We start from the raw sequence: 17,643 nt of genomic DNA on the forward strand, positions 1-17,643 counted from the left end.
TCGCGCTTCCCCTTGATCGAATAAAGGACATCCGCATGGCCGACACCGGGCCTGAACCTGACACAAACCAGACTCCGGTTCCGGATCAGACTGCGGGAGCGGCATCCAGCCCCCAGGACGAGCAGGCACCGGAGACGGGTCCGGGTACGGCTCCTGACTTCGCGCCGGCCACCACCACCTGGGTCCCGACGCCACCGCCGCCGGCCCAGCCCAACCAGACCGGCATCATCGTCGCCGCGGTCGCGGGTGTTGTGGTGCTGGTGCTGATGGCCTGTGTCGGCCTGGTCGGCGGCATTTTCCTGCTCCGCGACGGGGAGACCCCGGTCGCCAGCCCGGCGTCCCGGGCGCCCCTGCTGCCCACGACCGGCGGCAGCCCCACGGCGAGCGGTCAGCCCGACCAGAGCGAGGAGCCAGTGGCGCAGGGGCCGCAGGCCAGCGCGTACCCGGCGGAGAAGGTCGAGGACCTGAACCGGGTGTGCGACGAGGACATCTACTACCCGGAGCTGCCGAAGCGCGCCGGCAAGGCGCCGCACCCGGTCGTCCTGCTCCTCTCGGACACCCCGGGCCTTCGCTACAAGGACGACGGCTACTACTACGACCTGGGCCTGTCGAAGAAGGTCGAGCAGACGTGGGCGTCGGAGGACCCCAGGAAGGTGCAGATGGTGGCCTGCCTCGACCGGGTCAGCACCGGCTCGACGATCCGCAACTGCAAGTTCGACGACCCGAAGCCGCAGACGCTGCCGCTGGTGCGGACCGGCTGGCGACTTCGGGTGTATGAGGCCGCGACCGGGCGCAAGCTGCTGGACAAGGCCATGAACGGCGATGACCAGAAGTGCCCGTACGTCGTCATGGTCGGCGCCGACAAGAAGATCTACGCCGAGGTCAGCGATCGGGCGGCGATCGCGGCACTGCGCAACCTCGTGAACAAATAACGGAGCTGCGTCGCCGGGCGCATCCTCGGCCGTGACAACTGTCGGTCACGGCCGAGATCGAGCTGGTGTTCGTGTTGACGATGAAGGGTGGGCGCGGCAGGTTTCGAACCTGCGACCCCCCGCTTGTAAGGCGGGTGCTCTCCCACTGAGCTACGCGCCCGGAACGCCCGTACGGCGGGCCGGAGGCTGGCAAGCTTACCCTGCTCGCCGCCGGCCCGGGCGCACGGCGTACCCCGGGTGGTCAGGCCGCCGCCTCGGCGAGGGCCTTGCGCCAGCCCCGCTGGTCGCGGGCCTGCCCCGGGCCGTTCAGCTCGGCGAAGCGGACCACGCCGGCCTTGTCGATGACGAAGGTGCCCCGGTTGGCGACGCCGGCCACGTCGTTGAAGACCCCGTACGCCTGGGCGACACCGCCGTGCGGCCAGAAGTCGGCCAGCATCGGAAACTGGTAGCCCTCCCGGTCGGCCCAGATCTTGTGGCTGTAGACCGAGTCGACGCTGACCGTCAACACCTGGACGTCGTCGTTCACGTACTCGTCGAGGTTGTCTCGCACCTCACCCAGCTCGCCCTGGCAGGTGCCGGTGAAGGCGAGCGGGTAGAAGACCAGCAGCACAGTCCGCTTACCCCGGAAGGCCGAGAGGCGGACCTCCTGGTTGTTCTGGTCCTTCAGCACGAAGTCCGGCGCCTCGGCGCCAACCTCGACGGGCATGCGAACTCCTCGGATCGAGTCAGGAGATGACGGCACGCCAGCCACACCCGGCGGTGCGGACCGCCGGGCGCGAAGGGCAAAGGTTGGGCTACTTCTTGCCCTTGACCCCTCGGCGCAGCACCAGGCGGGCGCCGCTCCAGTCCCGGCCGGCGTTGACGGTCGAGGTCTGCTGGAGCCCTGCGGTGGGCGCGGACTCCGCGACCTCACTCGGCTCGACGTGCCCCTCACGCCCTGCCTTCGGCGTGAGTAGCCACACGACCCCGTTGTCGGCCAGCGGGCCGAGGGCGTCGACGAGAAGCTCGAAGAGGTCACCGTCGCCGTCGCGGTACCAGACCAGAACCGCGTCGACCACCTCGTCGGTGTCCTCGTCGACCAGCTCTCCAGAGCGGTCGGTCAGGGCGTCCCGGAGATCCTGGTCGACGTCATCGTCGTACCCCATCTCCATGACGACCATCCCCGGTTCGATCCCGAACCGGTCCGCCAGGCTGCGTACCCCGTCGGCGGCCTGACCAGCGGTCGCGCTCACTGTCGCGTGCCTCCTCATCTCGTCCCTGCTCGCGGCGTCGGTGCGACGCCGTCAGGCAAAGTCCACACAGTTGTGCGTCCGCGCGCAAGTGGCGCACCGGGTGGAACGGAATTTACCGTGCCAGCAGCGTACGGGCACCGTCGGTAATGGCTTCCGCGGAGACCAGAACCTGACGTGCTGCTGGACCTAATGGTACAAACGAGTCAACTCCTGCCACACGTCGCGCGGCACCGACATATCCGGCGTCGACCAGTGCGGCGATAACTCCCTCGCCGACACCGCCGGAACGGCGTGTCTCGTCCACCACCAGCACCCGGCCGGTCGCCGAGGACTCCCGGATGATGTCGGCCACCGGCATCGGGGCCAGCCAGCGCAGGTCCACGACCCGGGTGCCCACCCCCTCCTCGGCGAGGACGGCCGCGGCCCGCAGCGACATCCGCACCCCGTTTCCGAAGGTGATGATGGTCAGGTCGTCGGCCGACCCGATGCGGTAGACCCGGGCCCGGCCGATCGGCACGTGCCCGGCCACCCAGGCGCCCGGCTCCGGATAGCCGGCCGACCACTCACCGTCACCCTCCGCGTACAGGTCGCGGGTGTGGTAGAGCGCGATCGGCTCCAGGAACACGCAGACGCTGCCGTCCACTGCCGCGCTGGCCAGGCAGGTCCGCAGCATGGGCGCGGCGTCGTCCGGCCGCGCCGGCACCGCGACCACCAGACCGGGCACGTCCCGGAGTACGGCCACCGAGTTGTCGTTGTGGAAGTGCCCGCCGAACCCCTCCTGGTACGCCAGCCCGGCCACCCGCAGCACCATGGGGTTGCGGAACGCGCCCTGCGAGAAGAACTGCATGGTGGCCGCCTCGCCACGTAGCTGGTCCTCGGCGTTGTGCAGGTACGCCAGGTACTGGATCTCCGGCACCGGCAGCATCCCGGCCAGCCCGGCGCCCAGCCCCAGCCCCAGCACCGAGGTCTCGTCGAGCAGGGTGTCGAAGACCCGGGCCGGACCGAACCGGTCGCGCAGGCCCTTCGTCACCCCGTACACGCCGCCCTTGGCGGCCACGTCCTCGCCGAAGATGGCCATCTGCGGGTGGTCGAGCATCCCGTCGGCGAGCGCTGCGTTGATGCTCTGCGCCAGGGTCAACGGGCCGGCCAGTTCCGGCAGCTTGCCCCCGAACGCCTCCTCCCGGGCGCCCGCGCCCGGGCCGCTGGCCCGGGCCGCCGCGTCGGCCACCGCCCGTGCCACCCGCACCGGCCGGCGGGGCGCCAGCGCCGACACCACGTCGGCCGCGGAGGACAGCTTCGGCTCGCCCAGCACCTGCTCGGCGAGCCGGCGTACCTGCCAGCCGGTCTCGTCGTACCGGGCCAGCAACTCCTCGCCCGTGGCCACGCCGGTGTCGACGAGCAGCCGCGCGGTGGCGGCCACCGGGTCCCGGTCCAGGTCCGCGGCGAGTTCCCCCGGGCTGCGGTACGCCGACTCCGCGTCGGCCCCGGCGTGCCCCATCAGCCGGACGGTGCGCAGGTGCAGCACGGCCGGCCGCCGGTGCCGGCGCACCCAGGCCGCGGCCTCCGCCGCCACCGCGTACGCCTGCACCGGATCTGCCCCGTCGGCGGTCAGGTAGCGGATGCCCGGCTTGGACCGCAGCGTGGCCTCCACCCAGCCTTCCGGGGAGCGGACGCTGATGCCCAGCCCGTTGTCCTCGCAGACGAAGAGCACCGGGATGCGCAGCCCGGCGTGGTCGTACCAGCCGGCGGTGTTGAAGGCGGCGGTGGCGCTGGCGTGGTTGACCGAGGCGTCGCCGAACGAGCAGACCACGATGGCGTCCGGTGGCCACGGGGCGTGCGTGGCGCCGCTGCCGACCCGCACTGCGGCACCGGTGCGCCGCCCGGCGCTGTCCAGCCGGCGCAGCCGCTCCACCGCCAGTCCCATCCCGACCGCCCGGGGCAGGTGCGAGGCGATGGTGGAGGTGGTCGGGACGATGGCCAGGTCGGCCCGGCCGAACACCTTGTGCCGGCCACCGGCGATCGGCTCCTGACTGGAGGCGACCATCCCCCGCAGCACATCCCGGGCGGCCTCCGCGTACGCCGCGAACCCGCCGGTGGGCAGTGCCGTGGCCCCGGCCGGCTCGGCTGCGGGCTCGGATCCCAACGGCTCCGGCTCGGCGGGCGACTCCTGGTCGGCAGGTGACTCCGGGTCGGCGGTGGGGGCCGGGTCGGCGGTGGGGGCCGAGTCGGCGGCGGGCACCGGCTCGCCGGTGGGCTCCGGCTCGGTGGCGGCCTGGGCGGCGCGCACGCAGTAGAAGGCGCCGGAGCGGTAGTGCAGCAGCGCCGGATCGGTGGGGCGCAGCGCGGCGGCGACCGCCGCGTTGCCCTCGTGCCCGGCCGAGCCGATCGTGTAGAAGCCCTCCCCGAAGCTGCGCAGCCAGCGGCTTGCCAGGTCGAGCTGCCGGCTGGTGACCTGCGCGTCGAAGAGATCCAGCAGTTGCGCGCCGGTCAGCGGGGCGTCGTCGGTGACCGGGTCGGCGGGGTCACGCCGCCGCTCGGCGGCGGGAAGGGCCGCCAGCGTCTCCCGGAAGCGGTCGTCGAGATCTTGCGGGGTGGTCACGTCGCACAGCATTACCGACGGAAGCCCTGGTCGCCCAGTGGGACACGGTCGGCGCGGGTCGACTCACTCCGGGCCGCAGGGCTCCGGACAGCCCCCGTCGGACACCTTCCACACCAGGTCGCGCAGGGTGTCCAGCTCCTGGTCGGTCAGCCCGGCCAGGAGTCGGGAGTCGGACATCACCTCGGTCACCCGGGCGCGCACGTCGCGGCCTTTCACGGTCACCACCAACGTCTTCTGCCGCCGGTCGGCCGGGTCGGTGCGACGCTCGACCAGGGCGGCCTGCTCCAGCTTGTCGACCAGCGCCGTCACGTTCGACCGGTCGCAGCCCAGCCGCTCGGCGAGGTCGCGGGCCGGCAACGGGCGGTCCGGGTCCAGCTCGTGCAGCGCCCGGGCCGCCGCCGGAGTGAGCCCCAGCTCGGCGAACGCGGAGCCCTGCCGATGCCGCAGCGCGGCGGTCACGTGCGCCATCCGGCGCACCACGTCGGCGGCGAGGCCGGCACGGTCCACCGGCCCACCTGCTCCGGGAACGACCTCCTGCGCCACGGCGCCCATCGTACGCATCGCGTCGGCCGCCCAGCTCACCGATCAGGTTCGGTCACGCCGGCCGGGCGGGCGATGCCGGACGCGGCCCGGGCGAGGGGCAGCGGCCCGGGTACGGATCGATCGCGGTGATCGGTGTTCGACTGCCGGCGACGGGCCAGGGCCCTCGCCTTTACCTGGCGGCCACCGGGGCTCGCGAGGCTCCCGGAGTCACGAAAGATCGGACCCTGGGGAGGAATCCGTGTCACTGTCCCGACGTACCATCCTGCTGTCCGGCGCCGCGCTCGGCGCCGCCGGCGCGGTCACCGGGCTGCCGGTGGCGGCCGCCGCGGCGGCGGCCCGCCGGCCACTGACCTACCCGTTCACCCTCGGCGTGGCCTCCGGCGACCCGGACCACGACGGGTTCGTGCTGTGGACCCGACTGGCCCCGCAGCCGCTCGCCGAGGACGGCCTCGGCGGCATGCCGGACCGCGACGTCCCGGTGCACTGGGAGCTGGCCGCCGACGAGCGGTTCCGGCACGTGCTGCGGCGCGGGGTCGCGGTCGCCCGCACCCGCTCGGCGCACAGCGTGCACGTGGAGCTGGCCGGCCTGCTGCCCGGCCGGGAGTACTTCTACCGGTTCCGCGCGGAGCGGCACCTCTCGCCGGTCGGACGCACCCGTACCGCGCCGGCGCCGTGGACCATGCCGGCCGCCCTGGCGATGGGCTTCGTCTCCTGCTCCCAGTACGAGCACGGCTACTTCACCGCCTACCGGCGGCTGGCCGAGACCGAGCCGGAGCTGATCCTGCACCTGGGCGACTACCAGTACGAGTACGCCCCGGACACGTACAACGTCCCGGGTGGCAACCCGCGTGACCACGAGGGGCCGGAGACCCGGACGCTGGCCAACTACCGGCAGCGGCACGCCCAGTACAAGACCGACGCCGACCTGCAGGCGGCGCACGCGGTGGCGCCCTGGGTGGTGGTCTTCGACGACCACGAGGTGGAGAACAACTGGGCCGACGAGGTGCCGGAGGCGCCGGACCCGGAGTTCCCGGCCCGGCGGGCGGCGGCGTTCCAGGCGTACTACGAGAACATGCCGCTGCGGCGCACCTCGATCCCGCGCGGCATCGACATGCAGCTCTATCGGCGGGTCCGCTGGGGGCGGCTGGCCACCTTCCACATGCTCGACACGCGGCAGTACCGCGACGACCAGGCCTGCGGCGACGGGTACGACGCCTGCCCGGCGGCCTTCGACCCGGCCCGGTCGATCACCGGGGCGGAGCAGGAGGCGTGGCTGCTGGACGGCTTCCGCCGCTCGGACGCCCGCTGGGACATCCTCGGCCAGCAGGTCTTCTTCGCCCAGCGGGACAACAACGCCGGCCCGCTCACCGTCACCAGCATGGACGCGTGGGACGGCTACGTCGCCTCCCGGGATCGGATCACCCGGGGCTGGCTGGCCGCCGGGGTGCGCAATCCGGTGGTGCTGACCGGCGACGTGCACGCGCACTGGGCCAGCGACCTGAAGCTGGACTACGCCGACCCGACCTCGCGCACCGTCGGCAGCGAGCTGGTCTGCTCGTCGATCACCTCGGGCGGCGACGGCGCGGACTCGGCGTCCGGCTCGCACCCGTGGTTCCCGTTCAACCCGCACCTGCGCTTCCAGAACAACCTGCGGGGGTACGTGAGCACCACGATCACCCCGGGGCAGCTCGCCGCCGACTTCGACGTGCTGCCGTACGTGAGTCAGCCGGGCGCGCCCGCGTACACCCGTGCCTCGTTCGTGATCGAGGACCGGGTGCCCGGCCTGCACCAGACGGCCGACACCCCGGTCCCGTCGGCGGCCCGCATGGCCACCGACGCCGGGGCGGACGAGGGCCGGCGCACGGTGGAGCGGGAGACCACCCGCCCCTGACCCACCCCGGTCGGGCCCGCCGCTCACGTCGCGAGCGGTGGGCCCGTCCCGGTCAGGCCGGGAGGAAGGAGAAGCGGACCTGGCGGGTGGGGTTGTCGCCGTTGGTGTCGACCAGGCAGAGGGACTGCCAGGTGCCCAGGGCCAGCCGCCCGCCGAGCACCGGCAGCGTGGCGTACGGCGGGACGAACGCCGGCAGCACATGGTCCCGGCCGTGGCCGGGCGAGCCGTGCCGGTGCCGCCAACGGCCGTCGGTGGGCAGCAGCGCGTCGAGCGCGGTGAGCAGATCGTCGTCGGAGCCCGACCCGGTCTCGATGATCGCCAGGCCGGCGGTGGCGTGCGGCACGAAGACGTGCAGCAGGCCGTCGCCCTCGTTGGAGACGAACCCCTGGGCCTCGGCGGTGATGTCCCGGACGGCCGGCCGGGACCCGGTCTGGACGGTGATCACGTCACTGCGCATACGTCGCATTCTGCCGCAGTGCGGATTCAGGAGCCGCCACCACCGAGCAAGCCCGGCGCGCGACAAGGGGGCCGAACGAGAGGTGAACGGCGGTCGTAGCGCTAAGTTACCGACGGGTACCTGTGTTCAGCGTCGCGTCCGGGGCACCTAGACGTGACGAGGGGTGCCACCAGGGGGCAGGATGGCGCTAGAGACCTATCCCACACACAACCGAGGGAACGCCTGTGGCTACGGAACGCAAGCGCCCGGTGATCAGCGACGGCCTACCGAGCCAGCTTCCGGACATCGACCCTGAAGAGACCAGCGAATGGGTCGAGTCGCTTGACGGTGTCATCGACGAGGGCGGCGCCAAACGCGCCCGCTACGTCATGCTGCGCCTGCTGGAGCGGGCCCGTGAGCGCCAGGTCGGGGTTCCGCCCCTGACCACGACCGACTACATCAACACCATCCCGCCGGAACGCGAGCCGTGGTTCCCGGGCGACGAGCACGTCGAGCGGCGGATCCGGGCCTACGTCCGGTGGAACGCCGCCATGCTGGTGCACCGGGCGCAGCGCCCGGAGATCGGCGTCGGCGGGCACATCTCCACCTTCGCCAGCTCCGCGTCGCTCTACGAGGTGGGCTTCAACCACTTCTTCCGGGGCAAGAACCACCCGGGCGGCGGCGACCACATCTTCTACCAGGGCCACGCCTCCCCCGGCATGTACGCGCGGGCGTTCCTGGAGGGCCGGCTCAGCGAGCACCAGCTCGACGGGTTCCGCCAGGAGTTGTCGCACCCCGGTGGTGGGCTGCCCTCGTACCCGCACCCGCGGCTGATGCCGGACTTCTGGGAGTTCCCCACCGTCTCGATGGGCCTCGGCGGGCTCAACGCGATCTACCAGGCCCGGTTCAACCGGTACCTGCAGCACCGGGGCATCAAGGACACCTCGCAGCAGCACGTGTGGGCGTTCCTCGGCGACGGTGAGATGGACGAGCCCGAGACGCTGGGCGCCATCGGCCTGGCCGCCCGCGAGGAGCTGGACAACCTCACCTTCGTGATCAACTGCAACCTTCAGCGGTTGGACGGCCCGGTCCGTGGCAACGGCAAGGTGATGCAGGAGCTGGAGTCGTTCTTCCGGGGTGCCGGCTGGAACGTGATCAAGGTGGTCTGGGGCCGCGAGTGGGACCCGCTGCTCGCCGCGGACACCGACGGCGCCCTGGTCAACCTCATGAACACCACGACCGACGGCGACTACCAGACCTACAAGGCGGAGTCCGGCGCGTACGTGCGGGAGCACTTCTTCGGCCGTGACGCGCGTACCCGCAAGATGGCCGACCCGCTCAGCGACGACGAGATCTGGAACCTCAAGCGGGGTGGGCACGACTACCGGAAGCTCTACGCGGCCTACAAGGCGGCCACCGAGCACACCGGTCAGCCGACCGTCATCCTGGCGAAGACGATCAAGGGCTGGACGCTCGGCTCGCACTTCGAGGGCCGCAACGCGACCCACCAGATGAAGAAGCTGACGCTGGAGGATTTGAAGACCTTCCGCGACCGGCTCTACCTGGACATCCCGGACTCGGCGCTGGAGGAGAACCCCTACCTGCCGCCGTACTACAACCCGGGTGAGAAGTCCGAGGAGATCCAGTACCTCAAGGAGCGGCGCGAGCAGCTCGGCGGTTACCTGCCGTCCCGGCGGACCAGCACCAAGCGGCTGGCCATCCCCGGTCCCGAGCGGTTCGCCGACGTCAAGCGTGGCTCGGGCAAGCAGAAGGTGGCCACCACGCAAGCCTTCGTCCGTCTGCTCAAGGACGTGATGAAGGACAAGGAGTTCGGCAAGCGCTGGGTGCCGATCATCCCGGACGAGGCCCGCACCTTCGGGCTCGACTCGATCTTCCCCACCGCGAAGATCTACTCGCCGCACGGCCAGCGCTACACCTCGGTCGACCGGGAGCTGTTCCTGTCGTACAAGGAGTCGACCACCGGGCAGATCCTGCACGAGGGGATCAACGAGGCCGGTTCGGTCGCCTCGTTCACCGCGGCCGGTTCGGCGTACGCCACCCACGACGAGCCGATGATCCCGATGTACATCTTCTACTCGATGTTCGGGTTCCAGCGGACCGCCGACGGGCTGTGGGCCGCGGCTGACCAGATGGCCCGGGGCTTCCTGCTCGGCGCCACCGCGGGGCGGACCACGCTCAACGGTGAGGGCCTGCAGCACGAGGACGGGCACTCGCTGCTGATCGCCGCCACCAACCCGGCGGTGGTCGCGTACGACCCGGCGTTCTCGTTCGAGATCGCGCACATCATGGAGAACGGCCTGCACCGGATGTACGGGGATGCGCAGGAGAACGTCTTCTACTACCTGACGGTCTACAACGAGCCGACCCTGCAGCCGGCCGAGCCGGCCGACGTGGACGTGGAGGGCCTGCTCAAGGGCATCTACCGCTACTCGCCGGCACCGCAGGTCGACGGCCCGAAGGCCAACGTCCTCGCCTCCGGCACCGGCATGCAGTGGGCGCTCAAGGCCCAGCAGTTGCTCGCCCAGGACTGGGGGGTGGCGGCCGACGTCTGGTCGGTGACCTCCTGGACCGAGCTGCGCCGCGACGCGGTGGCGGCCGAGGAGTTCAACCTGCTCAACCCGGGCGCCGAGGCGAAGGTGCCGTACATCCAGCAGAAGCTCGCCGACGCGGACGGGCCGAAGGTCGCGGTCAGCGACTGGATGCGGGCGGTGCCGGACCTGGTCGCCCGCTGGGTACCTGGTGACTACACGTCGCTCGGCACCGACGGCTTCGGCATGTCGGACACCCGGCACGCGCTGCGCCGGCACTTCCACGTCGACGCCGAGTCGATCGTGGTTGCCACGCTGCGGCAGTTGGCCCGCAGCGGCGCGGTGGCGGCCACCGTGCCGGCCGAGGCCGCGAAGAAGTACGCGATCGACGACGTCAACGCCGCCCCGGTCGGGGAGACCGGCGGCGACAGCTGACCCAGCACCACCCAGGAAGGGCCCGGCGCACCCGCGCCGGGCCCTTTTTGGTGCACCCGCACCCTCGCCCCGTGCTCCCCGATCGACCGGGCGGACGGCGGGTGAGATGGGGCGGCGGCGGTCCGGGGTCCCTGGCGGGGACCCGGGGCCACCGCCGGGGCGGGTGACGCCGGGGTTCGGCGGTCAGCCGACGGCGGCCAGGTCGGTCAGCCGGGCGAGCGAGTCCTCGAGGTCGGCGCCGACCCGACGCAGCCCGAGGCGCAGCAGGGCCGCCTTGACCGGACCGGCCGGCCAGCGGACCACGATGAGCCGCACGATGGTCCCGCCCTCCTCCTCCTCATCGGGAGTGAGCTGGACGTAGATCTCGGTGCGCGCCTCCGCACGGGCACCGGCGCCCTTGGCCCGTTCCCGCCAACCGATCAAGGTCGGCTCCTGGTAGGCGATCACCTCGGCCTCATGCGCCGAGCCGCGCCCCGCCTGGACCAACTGCCGCCGGCCGAAGCCCTCTCCCGAGAGCACTTCGGCCGCGCGGACCCCCGCCAGCCAGGCCGGCAACTGCTCGGCCCGCTGTACGACGTCCCAGACCACTTCAATCGGCGCCGCCACGTGCGCACTTCGTTCCACGAGGATCATTTCCGTCTTCCTCCAGTGAGGACATCCCACGATATCGGCACTCTATGCGCAAAATTGGACGTACTTGGACGGGTTTGGAAAAAGACACGCCGATCAACCATTGCGCATCTCGCCATCCCGGCCTATGGCGCATTCATTCGGAGCGCCCTAGAGTCCCGAGCACATTTCACGTTGACCGGGAGGGCGCATGTCGACCGCACCGATGCCCGAGTTCCCCGCCGGCTTCCGCTGGGGCGTCAGCACGTCCGCCCACCAGATCGAGGGGGCCACCACAGCCGACGGACGCGGGCCGTCCATCTGGGACACCTTCGCGCACTCCCCGGGCCGGATCAGCGACGGCAGCACCGGCGAGGTGGCCTGCGACCACTACCACCGGCACACCGAGGACGTCGCGCTGCTGGCCGGGTTGGGCGTCTCGGGATACCGGTTCTCCATCGCCTGGCCCCGGGTACAGCCCACCGGCTCTGGCGCGGCCAACACGGCCGGCCTGGACTTCTACGACCGGCTGGTGGACGACCTGCTGGCCGCCGGCATCGACCCGGTGGCCACCCTCTACCACTGGGACCTGCCCCAACCCCTCGAAGACGCCGGTGGCTGGCTGCACCGCGACACCGCCGCCCGGTTCGCCGAGTACGCCGAGAAGACCGCCGCCCGGCTCGGCGACCGGGTCCGGCTCTGGATCACCCTCAACGAGCCGTTCGTCCACATGAGCTTCGGCTACGGCCTGGGTGTGCACGCCCCCGGCCGGATGTTGCTCTTCGACGCCTTCCCGGTCGCCCACCACCAACTGCTCGGCCACGGGCTCGCGGTCGCCGCACTGCGGACCCGCACCGCCAGCCCGGTGGCGATCGCCAACAACTACTCCCCGGTGCGGGTGCTCGGTGACAGCGACGCCGACCGGGCCGCCGGGGAGGCGTACCAGGCGCTGCACAACCGGCTCTTCACCGACCCGCTGCTCGGCCGCGGCTACCCGGAGCTGCCCGGCTTCGACGCCAGCGTGATCCACCCCGGCGACCTGGACACGATCGCCGCGCCGATCGACGCGCTCGGGGTCAACTACTACAACCCGACCGGTGTACGGGCCGCCGAGGAGGGCTCGCCACTGCCGTTCGAGCTGGTCCCGCTGGAGGGCTACCCGCGCACCGCCTTCGACTGGCCGGTGGTCCCCGACGGGCTGCACGACCTGCTCGGCTGGCTGCGCGACACGTACGGCGACGCGCTGCCGCCCATCGAGATCACCGAGAGCGGCTGCGCGTACGACGACACCCCGGACCCGGACGGACGGGTGTCGGACCCGGACCGGATCGCGTACCTCGACGGGCACCTGCGGGCGGTGCGGGCCGCCATCGACGACGGGGTGGACGTACGCGGGTACTTCGTCTGGTCGCTGCTGGACAACTGGGAGTGGGCCGAGGGGTTCACCAAGCGCTTCGGTCTGGTGCACGTCGACTACGCCACTCAGACCCGCACGCCGAAGTCCTCGTACACCTGGCTGCGGGACGTGATCGCGGCCAGCCGGCCGGGGTCGGCCCGGTGACCACCCTCGACCCGACCCCGGCGTCGCTGCCGGCCGCGCTCGCCGAGCCGACCGTGCCGGTGCGGCGCGGCTGGATCGGGTTGATCTTCGCGGCCAACCTCGGGGTGTGGATGGCGTTCTTCACGCCGATCCAGGTGCTGTTGCCGCAGCAGGTCGAGCAGATCGCGCCGGGCGACAAGGAGACCATGCTGGCGGTGGTCACCGGCCTGGGCGCGCTGGCCGCGGTGCTGGCCAACCCCCTCGCGGGCGCGCTCTCCGACCGGACCTGCCTGCGGGTGGCCGGCCGGGAGTTCGGCCGCCGGCACGTCTGGACCGCCGGCGGCGCACTGGTCGGCGCGGCGGCCCTGATGCTGCTGGCCCAGCAGCGGACCATCCTGGGTGTCGCCCTCGCCTGGGTCGCCGCACAGGTCTGCTTCAACGCGATGCTGGCCAGCCTCACCGCGGCCATCCCGGACCGGGTGCCGGTGGTGCAGCGCGGCGGGGTCTCCGGCTGGGTGGGCATCCCGCAGGCGCTCGGGCTGGTGCTCGGCGCGGTGCTGGTCACCGCCGTCGTCACCGGCAACGCCGCCGGCTACCTGGCCATCGCGGTGGCCATCCTGCTGCTGTCGCTGCCGTTCGCGCTGTTCACCACCGACGACCCGCTGCCCCGCGCGCACCGGCCGGCGCTGCGGGTGCGGGCGCTGCTGACCTCGATGTGGATCAACCCGCGCCGGCACCCGGACTTCGCCTGGGCCTGGATCACCCGGTTCCTGGTCCAGCTCGGCAACGCGCTCGGCACCCTCTACCTGCTGTACTTCCTCACCGACGGGGTGCGCCACCCCGACCCCGAGGGTGGCCTGCTCGTGCTGATCCTGCTCTACACGCTCGGCATGATGCTGACCGCGGTGGTCGCCGGCCGGCTGTCGGACCGCTCCGGGCGGCGCAAGATCTACGTGATCGTGTCTGGGCTGATCATGGCGGTGGCGGCGCTGCTGCTCGCGGTCGCGCCGGTCTGGCCGATGGCGATCGTCGCGGCGCTGCTGCTCGGCGCCGGGTACGGCGTCTACCTCGCGGTGGACGCCGCGCTGATCACCCAGGTGCTGCCCCGGGCCACCGACCGGGCCAAGGACCTCGGCGTGATCAACATCGCCAACTCGGCGCCGCAGGTGCTCGGCCCGGCACTCTCCGCCCCGCTCGTGGTCCACCTGGGCGGCTATCCGACGCTCTACGCGGTCACCGCCGCGGTCACCCTGGTCGGCAGCGCCCTGGTCGTCAAGATCCGCTCAGTCCCGTGAGAGGGGGCCGTGGCGAAAAGCGGTCGCCGACCGCCGTAGGCTGGGGCACGTGACGGTACGTGTGCGCTTCGCCCCCTCCCCGACCGGTATGTTCCATGTCGGCGGCGCCCGCTCGGCGCTGCAGAACTGGATCTACGCCAAGCAGCAGGGCGGGGTGTTCGTGCTGCGCGTCGAGGACACCGACGCGGCCCGCAACAAGCCCGAATGGACCGAGGGCATCCTCTCCGCGCTGGACTGGATCGGCATCTCCCGCGGCAGCTACGAGGGGCCGTACTTCCAGTCGCAGAACGCTGGCGAGCACCGGGCCGCCGCCGCCCGGCTCTACGACTCGGGCCGCGCGTACTACTGCGACTGCACCCGCGAGGACGTGCAGGCCCGCACCGGCTCGCAGTACCAGGGCTACGACGGCTACCACCGCGACCTCGGCCTCGGCCCGGGTGAGGGGCGGGCGCTGCGCTTCCGTACGCCCGACGAGGGCGCGACCGTGGTGGTCGACCTGATCCGCGGCGAGCCCACCTTCGAGAACCGCCTGATCGAGGACTTCGTCATCGCCCGGGGCGACGGTTCACCGGTCTTCCTGCTGGCCAACGTCGTCGACGACATGACCATGGGGATCACCCACGTGATCCGGGCCGAGGAGCACCTGCCCAACGCTCCCAAGCAGCAGCTGCTCTGGGACGCCCTCGGGGTCAAGCCGCCGATCTGGGCACACGTGCCGGTGGTGGTCAACGAGAAGCGGCAGAAGCTCTCCAAGCGCCGCGACAAGGTCGCCCTGGAGGCGTACCGGGACGAGGGCTACCTCGCCGACGCGATGCGCAACTACCTGATGCTGCTCGGCTGGGCGCCCTCCGGGGACCGGGAGATCGTCCCCTGGTCGGTGATCGAGGACGAGTTCCGGCTGGAGGACGTCAACGCCTCCTCGGCGTTCTTCGACGAGAAGAAGCTGCGCGCGTTCAACGGCGACTACATCCGTGCGCTGCCGGTGGCCGAGTTCATCGACGCCTGCCAGCCGTGGCTGACCGGCACCGGGACCATCGCGCCGCCGCCGTGGCAGCCCGAGGAGTTCGACGCCGAGGCGTTCGCTGCCGTGGCGCCGCTGGCCCAGACCCGGATCACGGTGCTCAGCGAGATCGTGCCGAACGTCGACTTCCTGTTCCTGGCGTCACCGTTGATCGACGAGGCCGCCTGGGCCAAGACCATGAAGGACGGCTCGGCCGAACTGCTGGACGCCGCCATCGCGGCGTTCGACGCGCTGGAGTCCTGGGACGCCGAGTCGCTGAAGTCGACGCTGGAGGCGGTCGGCGCCGAGCGCGGCCTCAAGCTCGGCAAGACGCAGGCGCCGGTCCGGGTCGCGGTCACCGGTCGCACCGTGGGCCTGCCGCTGTTCGAGTCGCTGGAGGTGCTCGGTCGCGAGCGCGCCCTGACCCGGATGCGCGCCGCCCGGCTCCGCCTGGTCTGACCGTCGGCCGCCAGCCAGCCAGGCTGGTGCCCGGCCGGCCAGCCGCGCGTGGTGTTCGCCGTCGGTCAGCGGCGCCGGGCTCGGTACCGCCGCTGCAACCCGACGACGAACGCGCCCACCAGCAGAGCCGCCGCGACCGTCCACAGCCAGCCGCGCAACTGGCTGCTCTCCTGGGCGGTCGGCACCGGGGTGCCCGCCGGAGTCGCGCCGACGGTCGCGGTGGCGGCGGGCGTCCCCGAGGGCGCCACCTCTGCGGTCGGACCCGCCGCCGCGGCGGTCGGTGCGATGCCACCGGCGGGCGCGGACGGGTCGGCGGCCGTGCCGGTGGTGAGGGTGAACCGCACCTCGCCCTTCACCGGATGCCCGTCACCGGAGGCGACCTGGTAACCGACGATGTAGAGCCCTGCGGCACCGGGCCGGAACGGCACACGCACCCGGCTGCCGTCGAAGACCGGCGGGCCGCCAGCGACCACATTGTCCGGTCCGGTTACTGTGATCTTCGTCGTGGCCGGGGCCGGCTTGGCCAGGAAACGGAGCTCGATCCGGGTGGGCGCGGTGGCCACCCGGGCACCGTCGCGCGGGTCGCTGCCCGTCAGTGAGTTGTGCGCAGCCGCCGGCGTCGCCGGAACCAGCAACGACACACCGAACGCCACGCCGAGCACCACTGGCACGACCCGCGCCAAACGTGTAACCCTGCCCCCCATGAACCCCTCCGTAAGGGTACGATCCGCCCGCTGATCAAACAGCTCCTCATTAGTCGAGCAGAGATCGCAGATAGTTCCAATTACTGTTCCACAAGCTGTAAATCATCGACGTTCTGCGACTCTGTGAGAGTGGCTCCGACCGCCCGGTCGGTCCCGCCACCGACCAATCGATCCGGACGTCACGGCGAAGCCATCCATCGAACGGGGCGAGGAGGCGGGATGGTCCGACAGATGAGGCGCTGGGCCGCCGTGCTGACCGGCACGCTGACGGCGGCACTCCTGTCGCTCGGCACCGCCGGCCCGGCAACGGCGGCACCGAAGCCGGCACCGGCCGGGGTGGACATCACCGGCGTGGGGCTGTCCGAGCCGCTGCGGCTGCGCGCGGACACGCAGCCCACGCACGTGGTGGCGGTCATCGACCAGGTCAACTTCCTCGGACGCACCGGCCAGCCGACCGGGCCGAAGGCGGCCAACCTCGGTCCGAAGTACACCGTCGTGGTGCTCGTCGGGGAGACGCCGAAGCAGACCTACGACCTCTACCCCAAGGCCGTCGGCGGCCCGCGCATCCACCGGCCGGCGAAGCAGCCGGACGGGCGCAAGACCACCGCCGGTTGGTTCCTCGGCCGGCTCAGCATGTCCGAGACGCTGCGCACCGCCGGGGTGCCTCTGGAGCGGCAGTTCGACACGGTCAGCGGCGGCGTCGGTGGCGGCGAGCGGGTGCTCCCGGAGGACACTCTCGACCCGGCCAAGGACCTCGACGAGGCGCTCGGCGAGTTGCAGCGACTGCTGCTGCTCAACGTCGCGGTGATGTTGACCATCACGGTCGGCCTCGCCGGGATCGCGCTGCTGATCCGCCGCCGCACCCGCTGACCCACCGCCGGGCCCGCGCACTGCCGGTCGGACCTCCAGGATCAGCTTGCCCCGGCGTGGCCCGCCTCGACGAGGCGGCGCGCGTCCGCGGGCCCGCCCCAGCGGGACCGTGTCACGGCTGGCCGCCGCCGCACGGCCGGGTGGTCAGCACCAACGGCGCGGCGGGCGCTCCCGGCGGGTGGCCCGCTGCCGTGGCCGGACCGGGCCGTGCCGGTGCGCGCCCGCCCAGCCGGGCAGGTCGCTGAGGCAACCAGCGGCGATGTCGGGCTCCGGCTCGCCGAGGGCCGCCGGCTCGCCGGACCGCTGGCGCGGGAGCGAGATCTCCTCGTCGGGCCGAGCGGCGAGCGGCTCCGCCGGATGGGGCGGCACGCCGCCGACCGGCCGACGGTGCTTGGCAGCCGACTGCGGGTCGTGCCCCGGCCGGCAGGGCTCGCCCTGGGCGCAGCCGTGATCGGCCTCCCCGTGCGCCATCCCCGGTCTCCTCACGCTCGCACTCACCCCCGGGTGCTCCCCCGACGTGCCCTGACACCGTACTGGCCGGGACCGACG

15 protein-coding genes and 1 tRNA gene are annotated in these 17,643 nt (G+C 72.1%); 7 read left to right on the top strand and 9 right to left on the bottom strand.

What is annotated here, in order from left to right:
* Positions 1-35: 35 nt before the first annotated feature.
* Entirely contained in the window at positions 36-932 is an 897-nt protein-coding gene (locus OG470_RS35850) for a hypothetical protein (protein ID WP_328419059.1), read from the top strand.
* Positions 933-1,020: 88 nt separating this feature from the next.
* On the opposite strand, the gene OG470_RS35855 is transcribed toward OG470_RS35850, so the two are convergent.
* From OG470_RS35855 to OG470_RS35875, 5 genes are all read right to left on the bottom strand, one after another.
* Positions 1,021-1,092 (bottom strand) — tRNA-Val (locus OG470_RS35855).
* Positions 1,093-1,173: 81 nt separating this feature from the next.
* On the bottom strand, positions 1,174-1,638 hold the full coding sequence (locus tag OG470_RS35860; RefSeq protein WP_328419060.1) for a peroxiredoxin: 465 nt from the start codon (positions 1,636-1,638) through the stop codon (positions 1,174-1,176).
* A gap of 88 nt (positions 1,639-1,726) precedes the next feature.
* Positions 1,727-2,164: a DUF3052 domain-containing protein gene (locus OG470_RS35865; protein WP_328419061.1), complete on the bottom strand. Its 438-nt coding sequence runs from the start codon at positions 2,162-2,164 to the stop codon at positions 1,727-1,729.
* 112 nt (positions 2,165-2,276) lie between these two features.
* Positions 2,277-4,775, bottom strand: coding sequence for a thiamine pyrophosphate-dependent enzyme (locus tag OG470_RS35870; RefSeq protein ID WP_328419062.1), 2,499 nt, complete (start codon positions 4,773-4,775; stop codon positions 2,277-2,279).
* A gap of 51 nt (positions 4,776-4,826) precedes the next feature.
* On the bottom strand, positions 4,827-5,315 hold the full coding sequence (locus OG470_RS35875; RefSeq protein WP_386984692.1) for a MarR family winged helix-turn-helix transcriptional regulator: 489 nt from the start codon (positions 5,313-5,315) through the stop codon (positions 4,827-4,829).
* A 229-nt stretch (positions 5,316-5,544) separates the two neighbouring features.
* Here OG470_RS35875 and OG470_RS35880 point away from each other — a divergent pair, with 229 nt between their 5' ends.
* Positions 5,545-7,197, top strand: coding sequence for an alkaline phosphatase D family protein (locus tag OG470_RS35880; RefSeq protein ID WP_328419063.1), 1,653 nt, complete (start codon positions 5,545-5,547; stop codon positions 7,195-7,197).
* Positions 7,198-7,249: 52 nt separating this feature from the next.
* Here the strand turns inward: OG470_RS35880 and OG470_RS35885 are convergent, their stop codons facing one another.
* Entirely contained in the window at positions 7,250-7,654 is a 405-nt protein-coding gene (locus OG470_RS35885) for a YjbQ family protein (RefSeq protein ID WP_328419064.1), read from the bottom strand.
* Positions 7,655-7,878: 224 nt separating this feature from the next.
* Between OG470_RS35885 and aceE the strand changes: the two genes are divergently transcribed.
* Positions 7,879-10,617 carry a pyruvate dehydrogenase (acetyl-transferring), homodimeric type gene (gene aceE / locus OG470_RS35890; protein WP_328419065.1) on the top strand — a complete coding sequence of 913 codons (2,739 nt, stop codon included), beginning with the start codon at positions 7,879-7,881 and terminating at the stop codon, positions 10,615-10,617.
* A 183-nt stretch (positions 10,618-10,800) separates the two neighbouring features.
* On the opposite strand, the gene OG470_RS35895 is transcribed toward aceE, so the two are convergent.
* Positions 10,801-11,250: an SRPBCC domain-containing protein gene (locus tag OG470_RS35895; protein ID WP_328419066.1), complete on the bottom strand. Its 450-nt coding sequence runs from the start codon at positions 11,248-11,250 to the stop codon at positions 10,801-10,803.
* 187 nt (positions 11,251-11,437) lie between these two features.
* Here OG470_RS35895 and OG470_RS35900 point away from each other — a divergent pair, with 187 nt between their 5' ends.
* Genes OG470_RS35900 through gltX form a run of 3 tightly spaced genes read left to right on the top strand, consistent with a single transcriptional unit; the run spans position 11,438 to position 15,520 of the window.
* The gene (locus tag OG470_RS35900; RefSeq protein ID WP_328419067.1) at positions 11,438-12,787 is read left to right on the top strand and encodes a GH1 family beta-glucosidase; all 1,350 of its coding nucleotides are present in this window, start codon (positions 11,438-11,440) and stop codon (positions 12,785-12,787) included.
* Positions 12,784-14,061, top strand: coding sequence for an MFS transporter (locus OG470_RS35905; protein WP_328419068.1), 1,278 nt, complete (start codon positions 12,784-12,786; stop codon positions 14,059-14,061). Before OG470_RS35900 ends, OG470_RS35905 begins: the two co-directional genes overlap by 4 nt.
* A gap of 49 nt (positions 14,062-14,110) precedes the next feature.
* Positions 14,111-15,520 (top strand): glutamate--tRNA ligase, encoded by a 1,410-nt coding sequence (gene gltX / locus OG470_RS35910; RefSeq protein ID WP_328419069.1) that lies wholly within the window; start codon positions 14,111-14,113, stop codon positions 15,518-15,520.
* A 65-nt stretch (positions 15,521-15,585) separates the two neighbouring features.
* On the opposite strand, the gene OG470_RS35915 is transcribed toward gltX, so the two are convergent.
* Positions 15,586-16,203: a copper resistance CopC family protein gene (locus OG470_RS35915; protein WP_328419070.1), complete on the bottom strand. Its 618-nt coding sequence runs from the start codon at positions 16,201-16,203 to the stop codon at positions 15,586-15,588.
* Positions 16,204-16,443: 240 nt separating this feature from the next.
* Between OG470_RS35915 and OG470_RS35920 the strand changes: the two genes are divergently transcribed.
* Entirely contained in the window at positions 16,444-17,094 is a 651-nt protein-coding gene (locus tag OG470_RS35920; protein ID WP_328419071.1) for a hypothetical protein, read from the top strand.
* Positions 17,095-17,238: 144 nt separating this feature from the next.
* On the opposite strand, the gene OG470_RS35925 is transcribed toward OG470_RS35920, so the two are convergent.
* Complete coding sequence (locus tag OG470_RS35925; protein WP_328419072.1) at positions 17,239-17,565, bottom strand: hypothetical protein; 327 nt, start codon at positions 17,563-17,565, stop codon at positions 17,239-17,241.
* Positions 17,566-17,643: the final 78 nt, after the last annotated feature.

The sequence above is a fragment of the Micromonospora sp. NBC_00389 genome (assembly GCF_036059255.1).
In the GTDB taxonomy this organism is placed as follows: domain Bacteria; phylum Actinomycetota; class Actinomycetes; order Mycobacteriales; family Micromonosporaceae; genus Micromonospora.

Bases quoted from the DNA above. Each gene is read 5' to 3' on its own strand.
- OG470_RS35920 (WP_328419071.1), top strand. From the start codon at position 16,444: ATGGTCCGACAGATGAGGCGCTGGGCCGCCGTGCTGACCGGCACGCTG.
- OG470_RS35870 (WP_328419062.1), bottom strand. From the start codon at position 4,775: ATGCTGTGCGACGTGACCACCCCGCAAGATCTCGACGACCGCTTCCGG.
- OG470_RS35860 (WP_328419060.1), bottom strand. From the start codon at position 1,638: ATGCCCGTCGAGGTTGGCGCCGAGGCGCCGGACTTCGTGCTGAAGGAC.
- OG470_RS35875 (WP_386984692.1), bottom strand. From the start codon at position 5,315: ATGGGCGCCGTGGCGCAGGAGGTCGTTCCCGGAGCAGGTGGGCCGGTG.
- OG470_RS35895 (WP_328419066.1), bottom strand. From the start codon at position 11,250: ATGATCCTCGTGGAACGAAGTGCGCACGTGGCGGCGCCGATTGAAGTG.
- OG470_RS35885 (WP_328419064.1), bottom strand. From the start codon at position 7,654: ATGCGCAGTGACGTGATCACCGTCCAGACCGGGTCCCGGCCGGCCGTC.
- OG470_RS35900 (WP_328419067.1), top strand. From the start codon at position 11,438: ATGTCGACCGCACCGATGCCCGAGTTCCCCGCCGGCTTCCGCTGGGGC.
- OG470_RS35850 (WP_328419059.1), top strand. From the start codon at position 36: ATGGCCGACACCGGGCCTGAACCTGACACAAACCAGACTCCGGTTCCG.
- OG470_RS35925 (WP_328419072.1), bottom strand. From the start codon at position 17,565: ATGGCGCACGGGGAGGCCGATCACGGCTGCGCCCAGGGCGAGCCCTGC.